14 protein-coding genes are annotated in these 15763 nt (G+C 50.3%); 13 read left to right on the forward strand and 1 reads right to left on the reverse strand.

Features of this window, described 5'->3' with window-relative positions; genetic code table 11:
• The first annotated feature begins 6 nt into the window (after positions 1 to 6).
• Both ACQ76X_RS12630 and ACQ76X_RS12635 read left to right on the forward strand, forming a co-directional pair.
• Entirely contained in the window at positions 7 to 141 is a 135-nt protein-coding gene (locus tag ACQ76X_RS12630) for a hypothetical protein (protein ID WP_438494223.1), read from the forward strand.
• A 14-nt stretch (positions 142 to 155) separates the two neighbouring features.
• Positions 156 to 1088, forward strand: coding sequence for a gfo/Idh/MocA family oxidoreductase (locus tag ACQ76X_RS12635; RefSeq protein WP_438494225.1), 933 nt, complete (start codon positions 156 to 158; stop codon positions 1086 to 1088).
• Positions 1089 to 1169: 81 nt separating this feature from the next.
• On the opposite strand, the gene ACQ76X_RS12640 is transcribed toward ACQ76X_RS12635, so the two are convergent.
• Positions 1170 to 3101 (reverse strand): beta-N-acetylhexosaminidase, encoded by a 1932-nt coding sequence (locus ACQ76X_RS12640; RefSeq protein WP_438494227.1) that lies wholly within the window; start codon positions 3099 to 3101, stop codon positions 1170 to 1172.
• 1096 nt (positions 3102 to 4197) lie between these two features.
• On the opposite strand from ACQ76X_RS12640, the gene ACQ76X_RS12645 reads away from it, so the two are divergent.
• The 11 genes from ACQ76X_RS12645 (at position 4198) to ACQ76X_RS12695 (ending at position 15686) form a co-directional block, all read left to right on the forward strand.
• Entirely contained in the window at positions 4198 to 5622 is a 1425-nt protein-coding gene (locus ACQ76X_RS12645; protein ID WP_231578377.1) for a sensor histidine kinase, read from the forward strand.
• Between the two features lie 23 nt (positions 5623 to 5645).
• The gene (locus ACQ76X_RS12650; RefSeq protein WP_038586479.1) at positions 5646 to 6281 is read left to right on the forward strand and encodes a response regulator; all 636 of its coding nucleotides are present in this window, start codon (positions 5646 to 5648) and stop codon (positions 6279 to 6281) included.
• 409 nt (positions 6282 to 6690) lie between these two features.
• Positions 6691 to 7431: a YveK family protein gene (locus ACQ76X_RS12655; RefSeq protein WP_076109997.1), complete on the forward strand. Its 741-nt coding sequence runs from the start codon at positions 6691 to 6693 to the stop codon at positions 7429 to 7431.
• Complete coding sequence (locus tag ACQ76X_RS12660) at positions 7415 to 8056, forward strand: CpsD/CapB family tyrosine-protein kinase (protein ID WP_438494230.1); 642 nt, start codon at positions 7415 to 7417, stop codon at positions 8054 to 8056. Before ACQ76X_RS12655 ends, ACQ76X_RS12660 begins: the two co-directional genes overlap by 17 nt.
• A 29-nt stretch (positions 8057 to 8085) precedes the next feature.
• Positions 8086 to 8973 (forward strand): UTP--glucose-1-phosphate uridylyltransferase GalU, encoded by an 888-nt coding sequence (galU, locus tag ACQ76X_RS12665; protein WP_038586488.1) that lies wholly within the window; start codon positions 8086 to 8088, stop codon positions 8971 to 8973.
• A 42-nt stretch (positions 8974 to 9015) separates the two neighbouring features.
• Positions 9016 to 9708: a sugar transferase gene (locus ACQ76X_RS12670; protein WP_038586491.1), complete on the forward strand. Its 693-nt coding sequence runs from the start codon at positions 9016 to 9018 to the stop codon at positions 9706 to 9708.
• Positions 9709 to 9727: 19 nt separating this feature from the next.
• Positions 9728 to 10669 carry a glycosyltransferase gene (locus tag ACQ76X_RS12675; RefSeq protein ID WP_438494233.1) on the forward strand — a complete coding sequence of 314 codons (942 nt, stop codon included), beginning with the start codon at positions 9728 to 9730 and terminating at the stop codon, positions 10667 to 10669.
• Positions 10670 to 10678: 9 nt separating this feature from the next.
• Positions 10679 to 12025: an O-antigen ligase family protein gene (locus tag ACQ76X_RS12680; RefSeq protein WP_438494235.1), complete on the forward strand. Its 1347-nt coding sequence runs from the start codon at positions 10679 to 10681 to the stop codon at positions 12023 to 12025.
• Complete coding sequence (locus tag ACQ76X_RS12685) at positions 12022 to 12795, forward strand: WecB/TagA/CpsF family glycosyltransferase (protein ID WP_038586496.1); 774 nt, start codon at positions 12022 to 12024, stop codon at positions 12793 to 12795. Before ACQ76X_RS12680 ends, ACQ76X_RS12685 begins: the two co-directional genes overlap by 4 nt.
• A gap of 46 nt (positions 12796 to 12841) precedes the next feature.
• On the forward strand, positions 12842 to 14335 hold the full coding sequence (locus ACQ76X_RS12690) for an O-antigen ligase family protein (RefSeq protein WP_438494448.1): 1494 nt from the start codon (positions 12842 to 12844) through the stop codon (positions 14333 to 14335).
• On the forward strand, positions 14301 to 15686 hold the full coding sequence (locus ACQ76X_RS12695) for an oligosaccharide flippase family protein (RefSeq protein WP_438494236.1): 1386 nt from the start codon (positions 14301 to 14303) through the stop codon (positions 15684 to 15686). Before ACQ76X_RS12690 ends, ACQ76X_RS12695 begins: the two co-directional genes overlap by 35 nt.
• Positions 15687 to 15763: the final 77 nt, after the last annotated feature.

Raw genomic sequence — 15763 nt, forward strand, 5'->3', positions numbered from 1 at the left:
ATGGACATGGAGAAGATTGTGTTTGGGCTGGTCGGCGGCGGCTGGCGGGCGGAATTGTATCTGCGTATTGCCAAACAGTTGCCGGATCAATTCGCTGTGGGCGCCATGTTTGTGGCAATAAGGAGAAAGCCGATGTCCTAAGCAGGGAGTGGGGAGTGAAGGTCTACACTTCAATTGAAGAGTTTATCTCAGCGGATACTTATTCCTTTGCGGTAATTAGTCTGAAACGCGAGGTCAGCAAAGCGTATATCATCCGGCTGGCGGAAGCGGGTATTCCGGTGCTTGCGGAGACGCCGCCAGCGCCAGATCTGGAACAGCTGACGGAGCTATGGAATAGGGTGGGCCGTTCCGCCGTCATCCAGATTGCCGAGCAGTATCTGTTCCAGCCGATGCATGCGGCAAGAATCAAGCTGGCCGCTTCCGGCAGGCTTGGCCCGATCAGCCAGGCCCAGGTATCGGCTGCACACGGATATCACGGAATCAGCCTCATCCGGCAGCTGCTGGGCATCGGCTTCGAGAATCCAATAATTCGTGCACAGAATTTTTGTTCTTCTATTATAAAGGGACCGCAGCGGCGAAGCGGACCTCCGGTTGCCGAGGTGATGGTTCAGACCGGGCAGACGCTGGCCACTCTGGATTTTGGAGCCCGGCTAGGCGTGTTCGATTTCACCGGCGACCAGTATTTTTCATGGATCCGCAGCAACCGGATTTTGGTGCGCGGGGAGCGGGGGGAATTGTTGAACGATGAGGTGTCCTGGCTCCAGAGCTATGATACGCCGCTCTACTGCAAGCTGCGGCGGATGGATGCCGGGCATGGCGGAAACCTGGAGGGCTTTTATCTCAAGGGGATTATGGGAGACGGCGAATGGCTGTACCGGAATCCATTTGCCCCGGCCCGGCTCACGGACGATGAAATTGCCATTGCAGAGAGCCTTGTCCGAATGCAGAGACATGTTCAAGGAGGACCTTCTTTCTACAGTTTGGCCGAAGGATGCCAGGATCAGTATTTGGCACTGCTGCTGGAGCAGGCGGCGGCGAGCGGAGAAACGGTGACTTCCCATAGTCAGCCGTGGTCAGAGCAGGGCTGAAGCAGCGGATGTAATTCAAAAGCACGGCAGGGCGGAGATGCTTATCGCCTGCCGTGCTTTTTGGCATGTGATCGTACGAGCTTACAACGGCTGCGAACCGGATAGTTGTGCAGCTAATTGTGCATACTCGCCGCGCAGCCGGAGAAGTTTCGCGACACTCTTCTCCAAGCCGCCGAGCCGGTTGCGCCGGGTCCATAATTGCCGGTATTGATGCAGCAGGAGGTCGAGATCATGGATCTGATGGTCCACCAGTGCCGGATCAATCCCGGCAGGTTCCGCAGCCAGCAGCTGTTTGATGCGGCCAAGCTGCACGGCATGCTTTACAAAATGAATGCCGTTCTCAAGCTCTTGGATGACAAGTTCGGCATCCGTGCATTCCAGCGCAAGATCTTCAAGCTGATCCTCAATACGGCTGATGTACTGCTCCAGATTATCGAAATGCTCAGCGGTGAGTTTATTTACGATCCCCATGTTGTCCAGATTACTGCGCATCAGCATGGACATTTCTGAATCATTGGGGCGGGAGATGCCGGATTCAAGCTTGTAGTAATTTCCAAGATCGAGCAGCAATTGCCCAATCTTCCCCGAACGGTCGTGAAAGACCGAGGTATTGAGATATCCTGCAACATCGGCATCAAGATTGTTGTCGACATTCCAGGCCAGCGCAGCGCCGTAGACAAATCCGGCATAACTCACCGGAAGATGCTGCCAATGTCCGAAATCACCCCAGTCCGTAATGAGGTAGCCGATAGCCCCGTTGTTTTTGCCGTGTACAGCAGCGTTATGCAAGTTGGCGAGCATATTGCCGGTGCGTCCGGTAAGGGAATTCCAGGAGCTGGTTCCCGGGCAGACATAGAACGGGATTTGCGCGTCGCGGAATTTCAGTGTATCCGCTTCGAATGGGTGGTCTGCGCTGTAACCCCATTCCATGGCAATAATGTCTTTTGGCAGCTGGGGGATCAGCTCAGGATGCTGGATGATGATATCACCCCAGAACTGCATCGTTTTGCCCCGCTGCACAACGAGCTCATGAATCTTCTGCAGAAATGACAAGTAGAGCGTGCCTTTGCCTGCTGCATCTGCCGCGGCTTTGCTTTTGCCAAGTCCCAGTTCATAAGTCTCGTCGCAGCCAACATTGAACTGATTCGAGGTGAAATAAGGAAGAAGGTCATCATACATTGTGCCCAGCAGCTCGAGTACTTTAGGGTCTTCAGTATCGAAGGTTCCCGGCTCCATGAAGAGCCCATCCGGATATAAATCACTGTCATACATATGGTCTGGCAGCATGAACCCCTCAGGACTTTCGGCCAGTGCGTTGAATTCCGGCCGGGTCAGCCATCCTTCCATATGGCCGAAGCTGTTCTGGTTGGGAACCAGCTCGATATAACGTTCGCGGCAGTAAGCATCCAGCAGCAGAATTTCTTCACCGGTTATAGGCGTTTCGAGCTCCCAAACCTGGGGAAACGACTCATAGGCAAAAGGAGAACCTTCTATATATAACTGCAGTTGGTTCAGCTTCAGATCGGCCATAAGATCAACGATCCGGTAAAGGGTTTCGAGCTTGGGCGTTTTGTTGCGGCTGATATCAATCATCAGTCCTCTTGCGGCAAAGTCCGGTTCATCCTGGATATGCAGACAGGGCACGTTTCTGCCGGATTGTTCCAGAATCTGTTTCAGGGTTGCCACTGCATAATAGGCCCCTTCAGGAGAGCTGTAAGTAATGAAGATTCCATGCTCTTCGATGACAAGCTCATAACCGCTTGCAGGCAGCAGGCGGTTGTAGCTAAAGCTGCATGCGGAGGAAACGGCCGGACGTGTACCTACTGACAAAGGCAGGCTGAGCTGAAGAACTTGAGAAATGACAAGCTGAAGCTTACGGGCTGCAGGGAGAACGGAACGGTTCGCCTCACCGGAGAGAACAATGCTTGCTTTGGCCGGAAGGCGGAAGTAGCCTTCTGAGCGCGTGATTGTCCGTGGATGGGGAAGCAGCTGTAAAGTGCGAATTTCAGGCATAGTGTGGACACCTCTTATTCATGTAGAATATGATCATCTTCCTAACAACCATATCACCCCTAAACAGAGGAAGGAATGCAAAGTATGTCCAAGGTCATGGATTATATAATCAGTCCTTACCCATTACAATACGTCGATCGCAAGGTGACACGGTAGAGGGACTTTTGGAGCAAAGGTAATGTTTAACTATGTGCTTTATAATGATCTTTTTTATTTCTAAGCAATTCTAAGTATCTATATATAAGACGACATATTTCTTCTTTTGTTGCGGACGAATGTCGGATCATGCAGCTTTATGTTGACACTCACAAAAATCAAATGCTATTATTTAGATAATATTAGTAATTTTTATGATAGTTCTTAAAGACTATGTTATGCCGGAGATGAAGCCATGAGAGAATTTTACTGCATCAGTTGCCGCAGTCTCCATAAGGTGGACGTACAAACAAACCGCTCCGTACGCATTCTGTCCACCGGGTATCATATCGTTGGCGAACAGCGCTATCAAATTTGTATCTGTAATCTAACTGAGTTGCATACATCCTTCCCAGCTGCAGCCGAATATAATACGGAATGACTGGTCTAATGATGCACCTGATTCATATATCAGCCGAACAGCCTGTCCACTTAGCGGACAGGCTGGTTAACGTGCCCGTCCACCCATTTTTGAAAGTGAATACGCTATCTTTTGGGAATATGGATATATCTGAGTGAATCTTCGAAAAAAAATGAATGATATTCTGTTATTTATTTGAAAAGAAAACGCTGTCAGTAAATAGTGAAACTTGTTATTGTGATTTTTCTCATGTATGATGCTTTTAACAAAGCTTAAATAAGCTCGAATTTTCCAAAAAATGGAGAATAGGGTGGTGGGATGAAAATCAAAACAACTGCGGAAGACAAGATGATAGCATTTTACAGATACTTTTCTTTGTCCCTCACATCTCTGATGTACCTCCTGGACCATGCGGGACCTTCCGTAATTAATAAATCCCTTTTAATAATAATTTTGTTCTTAATTGCCCAACTGTTCACTATGTATTACCGGAGGTTCCGGAATAAACCGCGTGTCCTTATGGTAGCTGTAAGTGTAGAAATGGCGGGTATTATTGCACTGACGCTGTTAACCGGTGCATATGACAGCTCCTTCAGACTGTACGTGCTTAACCCTGTGCTGATCGCTGCGGGTTCGTTATCCATCTATTTCGGATGGAGTTTGCTGCTTGGATATATTGGCATATTCGCTGTATTTTGTTATGTTTTTCTTAATTCTGCCGGAAAAACTTTAGCTGAAGCTGCATTGGCAAATGGCAACCTGTTTCTAGCACTGGTACTTACGGTTATAATTATGCAGATGGTTAACAGGATCAAGCGGCAGCGGGAAGAAGCAAACGCGCGGACCAATGAAACCATGGAGCACATTAAATCGCTCTATCATATCGTAGAAACATCAAGCCAGCATGACTTCATGAACATAGGCCAGGTTATTACGGATTATGTGGTAAAGCTTACCAAACTTGACAGAGCCTTGTTCTGGTTCGCCAAGAAGAGCGGTGAGCCTGCACCGCAGAGCCGGCAGACCGGCTGGCAGCAGGAAGAGGAACGTTTTCTTTTCTCGGAGCTGGAGAAGCATGAGCATGAATGGAGATTGCAGCGCGAGCCTGTATTCAAGAGCCTGCCGGGGCTCGGAGATTTTTTGCTGATGCCGGTGAGAATGAGCACCCGCTTTGTTGGCATGATCGGCGTGAAGCTGGAGTCCTCGGAAGGCCTTGAAGGCCGCCGGTGGTATATCCAGCAGTTGATGTTTCTGTCGGAGCTTAGTGCAATTATTCTTGAACGCCATGAGCTGGGTGTCATCGAGAACCGGCTGATCATCACGAATGAGCAGAACCGGATTGCGGATGAAATGCATGACAGTGTCTCACAGAGTTTATTCGGCATCGTCTATGCCACACACTCGCTGAAGCAGACCTGGCCGAAAATGTCTGATTCCGAGCTGGAGGAGCAGATAGAGCTCATCCATGATTCGGCGACCAAGGTGGCCAAGGAGCTGAGGATTACAATCTACAGTCTTAGCTCTAAGAAGAGCGGCGGTCCAACCTGGCTGGGTATGGTAAGGTCTCATCTGAAGAGCTTGTCCAGACTGAATGATGTGGAGATTGAACTAAAGATCACGGGCGATGACTTCAGTCTCCCGTATCCCTACCACAAGGCGCTTTTCCGGATTATCTCTGAAGCGACCGGCAATGCCATTCGTCATGGTGCGGCCAGCCGGGTGGATGTTGAATTGTCACTTAAGCCAAAATGGATAAGACTTTCCATAATCGATGATGGAGTAGGTTTTGATACGAGTCTGCTGTTGACGGAGTCTGAGGATAACACAGGCGGACTGGGTATGAAGAATATGCAATATCTGGCGCAGTCTCTTGGGGGCGATTTTCAATTGTCCAGTAGTGAGAATGCAGGCACAAAAATTTTAATTTCGATACCTGTCGGTGTGGCTGAATTAAAAAATGCATAAATTTTAGGCAGGAGGTCGTTCTAGTGAAAATCGTCATTGTTGATGATCATCCTTTGGTGAGAAGAGGATTGGCAGCTGTGATTTCGATGCAGCCCAATTTGCATTTTGCCGGCGAGGCAACGAATGGCCAAGAAGCTCTTCTTGTAATTGAGGAGACGCAGCCTGATCTTGTGCTGATTGATCTGAAGCTTGCCGATGAATCGGGACTGGACGTAATCAAAGCAGCGCGTGCACACGGTTTGACCAGCAAGTTTATTCTGCTGACCTCATCGGCAAGCCGGGAGGATTTCCTGAAGGCAGAAGAAGTGCTGGTTGATGGATATGTGCTGAAAGAAGCGCTGCCGGAGGAATTGCTGTTTGCGATTCAACTGGTCCATAAGGGCAGAAAGTATTATGACCCCGGCCTAATGGAAGATAAAATGCGGATGAGCGGCAGCAGTCCGACAGATGAATTGACACCGAAAGAGAAGGAAGTGCTGATTGAGCTGGGTCAGGGTGCCTGCAACAGGGAAATCGCCTCGCGCCTGTTCATCAGCGAATTTACGGTCAAGAAGCATGTGAGCCAAATTTTGGCGAAGCTGCAGGTTGCCGACCGGACGCAAGCAGCATTGTATGCCAATGCAGTCGGGCTGACCAAATATGAAATGTCATATGATTAAGATAAGCTATGATGGCTTAAAGAATGGAGCACGGACTTAGAGGTCCGTGTTTTTTTTTGCGAATTATTATTTTTCAGGTTCCGAGCTGCAGATGAACCGGGATACTTTACACGGAAACGGCTGAGCCTTCCTTTTGAAAAGGACGGTGAGGCCGTTTTTTCTTGGACGCTTTCAGCAAATTTGATGACTTGGTGTAGGGGTTCCTTCCATAAGTTGTTACAATTTACCAAGCATATACTACTAAAGTATACCATAGAGGTACACTTAAGTGCCAATAGGACTCACACGAAAGTGAAGATTAAAGTGATGGTATGACCCATGTGGCAAGTCGTATGGATTGATAGAATAAAAGTAAGATATCTGAAACTTTCATGATTGCTTTCAGAATTAATGCGGAAGGAGGGTTACTGTGGAAAAGACGATTTTGGATTACATTAACCTGATAAAGAAAAGGTTATGGTTAATCATGGTGTTTGTATTAATCTCCTGCGCCACCACCTTCTACGTCAGCAAGAACTTCGTCGTACCCGTCTACTCCGCCTCCGGACAGCTGCTGGTCAATAACACCGCAAATGTACCCGAGAGCAACAATCTAAACAATCTAAACTTCAGCCTTAACCTCATCGAGAGCTATAAGGAAATCATGAAATCGCCCACGATTATGAAGAATGTTGTAGCGGATCACCCGGAATTCAATCTGACGGAAGACCAGCTGGCGTCGAAGCTGCAGGTGAAATCTTCAGAGAAAAGCTCGGTCATCAATATCAGCGTGCAGGACGAAAGCTACAGCAAAGCAGCTGGGATAGTAAACGCGGTTTCACAGTCGTTCATCCGCAGCTTGCCGACACTGATGAAGCTTGATAATGTAACATTCCTGACGCCTGCTGACCCAACCGATGTTCCCGGACCGATCAACGGTGGCGCCAACATGAATATCATCATCAGTTTTGTAGTTTCGCTGATGGCTGCAATAGGGATCATCCTGCTGATGGAAACACTCAATGGAACGCTCCGGAGTGAGAAGGAAGCCGAATTCGACCTGGGTCTGCCGGTCATTGCAAGCATTCCTACCATCCGCAAACGTGATTTGGGTAAAGCAGCAAATGCTAATTCGAGAGTAGGGGAGGGCGCTTATGTTGCGGCTGAATAAAAGTTTGATCACGGACTTGAATCCGTCCTCGCATATCTCCGAATCCTTCCGCTCGCTGCGCACCTATATCCGCCAGCTGGGACTGCTTGGCGGAAACGCAGGCAAAGTGCTGCTCTTCACTTCAGCGGAAGGCGGAGAAGGCAAGACGACCATTCTGGCCAATCTGGCGGTTTCTTTCGTTCAGGATGGCAAGAGGGTTGCCGTTGTGGATTGCAACCTGAGACATCCCGGACTGCATTCCGTGTTTGAAGTGGAAGGCAGCCATGGGCTTGCCGCTTATCTGGGCGGCACTGAGGAAAGCAAAGATGTCGCAGTTTACGGAAATTTGGCGAATCTGGCCGTGATCCCTGCCGGTATTACCGCTGTCAGTCCGCCGGATCTGCTGGGTAACGACAAAATGGCAGCTCTGCTGGAAGAGCTGAAAACAAGCTTCGATCTTATCCTGCTCGACTCGCCGCAGGCAGTGGAGTTCAGTGATGCAAGAATCCTGGCCCCGCTGACGGACGGTGTCATCATCGTGGCAAGGCACGGCAAATCGAAGCGTGAAGCGCTCCGCAAGCTGAAGACGCTCATGGATCAGACCGGAACCAAAATTCTTGGCATTGCCATGAATCATAGTAAATGAGCTCACAAAACTTTTAGGAGGTAAGTGCGATGAAAAAGGTAAAAAAGGTAATTATCCCTGCTGCTGGGCTAGGAACGCGCTTCCTTCCCGCGACGAAAGCAATGCCTAAGGAAATGCTGCCGATCATCAACAAGCCAACTATTCAATACATCGTAGAGGAAGCTATCGCTTCCGGTATCGAGGATATCATTATCGTTACCGGTAAAGGCAAACGTGCAATTGAGGACCATTTCGACAATGCGTTCGAACTGGAATCCCGGCTGCTGGAGGACGGCAAGCTGGAACTGCTTAAAGAGGTTCAGCGTTCCTCTAAAGTAGAAATACACTATATCCGCCAAAAGGAACCAAAGGGATTGGGCCATGCGGTATGGTGCGCAAGACGTTTTATCGGAGACGAGCCCTTTGGCGTTATGCTCGGTGATGACATCGTAACCGGACAGGTTCCTTGCCTGAAGCAGCTGATCGACCAATATGAAGAAACACAGAACTCAGTGATTGGTGTTCAGGAAATTCCGGATGAATTCACTAACCGTTACGGGATTATTGAACCGGATCTGCAGGATGGAAGACTCTACCGGGTTAACAACTTCGTCGAGAAGCCGGCACTGGGTACAGCACCTTCCAATCTGGCCATTATGGGCCGTTATGTGTTCACTCCTAAGATCTTCAAATACCTGGACCTGCAGGAAAAAGGTGCTGGCGGCGAGATTCAGCTCACGGATGCGATCCAGAAGCTCAATCAAAGCGAACGGGTATATGCCTATAACTTTGATGGTACGAGATACGATGTCGGCGAACGCCTTGGATATATTTTAACTACATTGGAATTTGCCCTGCAGAGTGAGGACTTGCGCTATCCGGTAATGGATGCCATGTCGGAATGGCTCAGCAAGGCCGGACAAACCACGCTTAGCTAAAAATGAGGAGAACCACAAAACCTTTAGGAGGATTGAGGAGAAATGAGCATGCAAAAACTGCCGGAAGACTATGAGGCCGTCCTGCCGAAACTTTACATGCTACATGCCAAAGAAGGAAATAAAGGTATGGATTCCTATCTGGTGATGAAGCGGATTATCGACATTTTTTTCTCCGCTCTTGGCCTTCTCGTACTGCTGCCGCTATTCACTCTTGTTGCTGTCCTGATCAAGCTGGAGGATCCGAAAGGCAAAGTGTTCTTCCGGCAAACCCGGGTAGGCAAAGAAGAGAAGCTGTTCCCAATGTATAAGTTCAGATCTATGGTGTCTAATGCTGAAGAGCTGAAGGCGAATCTGATGGCTTATAACGAAGTGAGCGGCGCAATGTTCAAAATCAAGAATGATCCCCGGATTACACGGACGGGAAGATTTCTGCGCAAGACGAGCATTGATGAACTGCCTCAGCTCTGGAACGTGCTGATGGGCCATATGAGTCTGGTTGGCCCCCGTCCTCCGCTCGTTGAAGAGGTGGCGCAGTATTCGGAATACGACAAGCAGCGGCTCATAGTTACACCGGGCTGCACAGGTTATTGGCAGGTAAATGCCAGAAACAGCGTCGGCTTCGACGAGATGGTGCAGCTGGATTTAACCTACATCCAGATCCGGAGCACGATGCTGGATCTCAAAATCATTGCGAAAACCGCCCTAATGCTGCTCGGGTCCAAAAATGCTTATTAAAAATATGGAAATTGGGTGAATGCCGATGCTTGAATACGGAGATGTACCTAAGATTTCCATCATTATCTGTACCTATAACCGATCGGTTTTGCTAGTCAAGACCCTTCAATCGCTGCTGTCATTGGAGAATCTGCATCAGGCAGAGATCATCGTGGTGGATAACCACTCCAAGGATGATACGGCGTCCGTCACCAAAAGTTTTATGGAGACGGAAGGAGCAGAGATGGATATCCGTTATCTTCTGGAACCGGTACAGGGGTTGTCGGCAGCCCGAAATACGGGGATTCTGGCTTCCAAGTCGCCAATCATCGCCTTTCTTGATGATGATGCGATTCCTTGCCGAACCTGGATAACAACGATTGTTGACAGCTTTGAACAACATCCGGAAGTGATGGCCATGGGCGGAAAAATCGCTCCGATCTTTGAAAGTAAGCGGCCTGAATGGCTCATTAAGCCGTTTGAACTGCCTTACACGATTGTAGATCTGGGCGACCGGGTGAGGGAATATCCGAAACGGCTGCATCCCTGCGGAGCCAACATGGCTATGCGTAAGCTTGTATTTGACATCAGCCTGTTTCCTCTGGAGCTCGGAAGAAAGGGAGATTCACTTCTCTCCGGTGAAGAGACCTGGTTATTCGGTCAAATACAGGGAGAAGGACATTCCATTCTCTATCATCCTCAGATGGCGGTCGATCATTTCGTACCGGCAGGCCGTCTGACTGAAGATTGGATTATGAAAAGATATTACAGTCAAGGCATATCCAACGCTATGAAAAGCGAAGGTGTGAAGGGCAATCTGATCCTGCTGGTCAAGACGGCCGCCAAAGTAGTCTATATCATGGCGGATTCGATCCTCTCCAGAAGCAAGGGAAGAAAGCTTCTGAACAGATGCCGGCTGGAGAGCATTCGGGGAACTCTTCATATGATTTGGAACCGGAAGAGGCAATCTGCAGCGGGGTGAGGGAAGACAATGACTAATTTTGGGTGGGGCTCAAAAATCAACGCTTTGCCATACGGAATGCTCTACCTGGTGTCTGCCCTGTTCCTCGGAACAGCGGTCATTTACCAGCCGGCAATTGCGGTAGCTGCCGTACTCCTGATTATATTGCTGGTTGTCTCTCTCTCTCGTCCTGAACTGATCAGTTATTTCGTTCTGTTGACGACGGCGATCTCCATTAACTTCTTGTATAACGGCAGCATGTTCGGGATTGAAATTCTTTCCCTCTATAAGCTGGTTATCCTGATGCTTCTGGTGCCTTGCATTCTGGTCAATGGCCTGAAGTTCCGTCTCAGTCCTCCGCTCTGGGCCATGGTGGCACTGGTGTTCATCACCTTTGGCTTCTCGATCTGGTTGCCGGAGATGAGCTCATCCATTGCCATAAAAGCCTTTATCGGTCTGTCGCTTCCCTTCGTGTTTCTCCTGATCAACTGGAAGAAAGAAGTGGCTGAGAAGCAAATCCGCATCATCACTTTGCTGCCGCTGGTCAGCGTGCTGGCTGGAGTGGTGCTGCAGGCGGCTCATATCCATTCATTTCTCGATATCGAGTTCACGGGCGCTATACGGATACAGGGGGCGAACATTCCAGCGCATCTGGCTATGCTGGCTTTTATGGGAGTGGGCATCGCATTTATTGAGGTGAAACGGAGCCCGCAGCATATCAAGTTTTTCTACACCGTGCTGGCGCTGAACTTTCTAATCCTGATCGGAACAGGAACGCGGGGACCGATATTAGCCCTGGTTTTGATGGTTCTCTACTATTTTTACGACATTTCCCGTCAGTACTTAAAGGGGAGAACGCAATATCTGATTCCGCTGCTGTGCTCGTTTCTCCTGATTGTCTCGGCTGTCTATCTGCAGCTGGACAACATCAAGAAGCGCTCCTTCGAACGGACGACCGAAACGGGTGTTGATTTGTCGGGACGGGCGGAGGCCTGGGAATATTTCCTGCACAAAGCGGAGGATTCGCCCCTTGCGGGCAGAGGACTCGGTGCAGTGACTGTAGCCAATGACGGGTCGCTGTACAAAGGCTTTGTGGTTCCGCACAACGAGTACATCCGGTTTTATTTCGATGGAGGATATATCGGCGCCATCCTGCTGTTGCTTTCCTTATTGGCTGTGTTTCTTCTGGTTTACAGAGCTTTGGCACCGCCGGTCAAACCTTACTATCTGCTCTTTATTGCAGCGTTCCTAATTTATTCTTTTTCCGACAACACGCTGTCGACGGTCCAATCCATTATTCCGTTCTGTTGGTACCTGAACTGCCTGTATCGATCTTCACAGCCAACCGATTCCCCACAAAAAGAAGTGATACGATGAACCAAGTGAATATGTTCGATGTCAATTTCGATAACTACGATTTCATGGATCTGCTTGAATACATCGACAAGACCATTAAGGAAAGGAATCAATCCTACATCCTGACCTGCAATGTCGATCATGTAATCAAGCTTCGCAAGGACAAAGAGTTTAGGGCGGTGTATTCCGAAGCAGGCGCCGTAGTGGCGGATGGAATGCCGCTGATCTGGGCTTCGAAGATGCTGGGCAAGCCGCTGAAGCAGAAGGTATCCGGATCAGATCTCTTCAGCCGCCTGGGTGACGCCTTCGAGCAAAGAAAGTACCGGCTGTTCTTTCTGGGCTCGGCGGAAGGTGTGCCTGAGCGGGCGACAAAGAATTTAAAGGCGGCTTATCCCGGTATGAACATTGTCGGCTGTTATTCTCCCTCCTACGGTTTTGAGCACAACGAGGAAGAGAATCAGCGTATTATCCAAATGCTGACCGAAACCCAGCCGGATATTGTATTCGTCGGTGTGGGCGCACCGAAGCAGGAAAAATGGATCTACCGGCATTACACCTCCTACCGGGCGCCGATTTCCATCGGCGTGGGAGCGACTTTTGATTTCCTCTCGGGCTCCGTCAAACGGGCGCCGGACTTTATGCAGAAAACAGGGCTTGAATGGTTCTGGCGTCTGAGCCAGGAACCGGGGCGCTTGTGGAAAAGATATCTTGTCGATGATGCCCAGTTCCTGGTCCTGCTGCTTAAAGAGCTGCGCAAGCGGGATAAGATCAAGGGCGGAAGATTTGAGTAAATATACGAATTTTGGATGGCCGTAGGGCGGAGGTGGGGAAATGAAGATGATGAGCCAGAATGAAAGCAACCGGACATTGCCATCCCTCACTTCGGTGAAGTCAGGCGTCATGATGACGCTGATCTGCGTTATGTGCCTGGGGCTTCCGCTGCTGATCGGCTTCGCCAGTGCGAAGCTCAGTTCTTCCAGCAGTCTGCAGGGGGTCATTCTGGCAGGGATTCTATTCCCCGCCTTCCTGCTGGCGCTGCTGAAGCCGAAACACCTGATCGCCTATACTCTGCTGATCTGGGCGGTGGCCCCGGAGCTGCGGCGTATCGCCGACTGGTACGAAGGGGTATACCACTCGGTATCCCTGCTCAGCCTGGCGCCTCTGCTGACGGGAGCAACACTTGCGATTCCGGTGCTGAAGGAAATCCACAGAATCCGGAAATCCTCCACGCGGATCATCCTGCTGTTCTCGGTAGCGTTGGCCTACGGCGCATTGATCGGTCTGGCGAAGAACGGCATAGGCTCGGTATACGATTTGGCTAACTACATCGTACCGCTGCTGCTGATTCCGTTCTTCGCGGTAACGCGTTTCAAGCCTAAGGATATTGACCGGCTGCTGTACGCTTTTGCCAATATCGCAGTCCTGGTGGCGATCTACGGCATCATCCAATATCTGACGGTTCCTCCCTGGGACGCTTTCTGGATGAGGAATGCAGATATGATGTCCATCGGAACACCGTATCCCTTGGAAATCCGCGTCTTTTCCACTCTGAATTCTCCCGGACCGGCGGCGACCTTCCTGGTATTCGCCCTCGTCCCGATGATTCTGGAGAAAAGATGGCAAGGCACGCTGCGCTGGATCGGTGTCCTGCTCGTTGTGGTCTGTCTGCTGACCACGCTGGTGCGTTCCGCCTGGCTGGTACTGCTGGTTATGCTGCTGGTGTACATCGCCTCTTCTCCTTCCAAAGGGAAGTGGAAAACCCTGCTTCAGCTGGGATTTGTCGCCGTAGCGCTGATCTGGATCGTTCCCAAGCTGCCGGGAGCAGAGGGGCTGGTGGCCCGCATGGAGACACTTACCTCCGTACAGGAAGACCACTCCTATAATGAACGGCTCAGCTTATGGCAGAACATGCTGCCGATGGTAGCCGCTAATCCGGTTGGCCAGGGAATCGGCAGTGTAGGCCAAGGAACAAAGATTGGCAACGGCGGGGAGCTTGGAGAGTACGGCAACATGGACAACGGCGTTATCGCACTGCTGCTTACCTTTGGAGTACTGGGCGCCTTATTCTTCTTCGGCGCACTTGGGGCCGTCATTAAACAGATTGTGGTCAGAGTCACCAGCAAGGACAGTCTTCAGCCTTATGCCCGGCTATCGCTGGCAGCATGGATGGGGGCGGTAGTCAGCCTGGTGTCTGACAACGGATTCCCCGGACTCAAGGGATATCTGATATGGATGCTGATCGGCCTTGGGCTAAGCGCCAAAGAGATTATTGAGAGCAGAAAGAAGGGAACACCACATGCAGCAGTTGAACGCGAAATCACTTCCCACTAGCACAGTCTGGTCCTCGCTGAAGAAATTCACGAAGAGCAAGGACAACAGCTCGGCAGCCGTAAAAACCATGTTCGTCAGTGTGTTGATTCTGCTGGTTAACATGCTGACGGGTGTGCTGACTGCCCGCTATCTCGGGCCGACAGGCCGCGGGGAACAGACAGCTATGGTGAACTGGTCCCAGTTTCTGGCGTTCAGTATGAGCTTCGGTATTCCCTCGGCGCTGATCTACAATGCCAAGAAGAATCCGGATGAGGCCGGGGTGCTCTACCGGGTGGCGCTGATGATCGGCCTTGGGTTTGGCATGGTGGCCATGACAGTGGGAATCTTTGTCCTACCCTACTGGCTGGAGTCCTTCAGTCCGGAGGTGGTGGTTTTTGCGCAATGGTCGATGATCCTGTGTCCGCTGATTGTGATCTCGCAGATTAACAACGCGGCATTTCAGTTCAGAGGGGATTACAAGACCTTTAACTGGATGCGATATCTGGTTCCTCTGCTGACGCTGGCGGCCATTGGCATTCTGATCCTCACGGATCATATGAATCCATTTACTACGGCACTGGCTTACTTGGTTCCATCAGTACCGCTGTTTATCGGAATGACAATCTTGCTGCTCCGCACCTACAGGGTGAAGCTGAAGGATGCATACCTGAATTTCAAAAGATTATTCACGTATGGCCTCGGCTCTTACGGAAATGACCTGCTCGGCCAATTCTCCGGCTATATCGACCAGATCATTATTGCCGGTCTGCTGCGGCCAGCCGATTTGGGACTGTATGCAGTAGCAGTGAGTTTGTCACGGATGGTCAACTTCTTCTCGAACTCGATCACCGTGGTGCTTTTTCCAAAGGCCTCTGAGCTCTCGAAGGAGGAGGCGATCGCCCTTACCTTCAAAGCATTCCGGATCAGTACGACCTGCACCCTGCTCGGCGCGGTGTTCCTGATGCTGGTGGCCCCCTTCGTTATTCCGTTGCTGTACGGGAAGGATTTCAATACGGCGCTGACCGTATTCCGCCTGCTGCTGCTGGAAGTTACGATCAGCGGAGGCACACTGATTCTGGCTCAGGTCTTTATGGCGCTTGGCAAACCGAAATTCGTATCCATTCTTCAGGGAGTGGGCTTGATCTTGGTGATCCCGATGCTCTTCCTGCTGGTGCCAAAGTTCGGATTGTTCGGAGCAGGGGTGGCGATGTTGTCATCGGCTGTACTGCGGTTCTTGTTCATTATTCTCAATATTAAATACAACCTGAAGGTCAAGCTGCCGCGGCTGCTGATCAACGGGGACGACATTAAGTGGATGAAGACGACGATGAATTCTTATATTCATAAAAAACCCGCGGATACGAGCAGTTAGAGAGCAGAGGTACGATGCGAGCTGCTTAGCTGCTAAATAAACAAGGGACGGTGTAAGAGGAGTGGAGAGAAAGTTTG

This window comes from Paenibacillus sp. IHBB 3054, assembly GCF_051594305.1.
In the GTDB taxonomy this organism is placed as follows: Bacteria; Bacillota; Bacilli; order Paenibacillales; family Paenibacillaceae; genus Paenibacillus_AQ.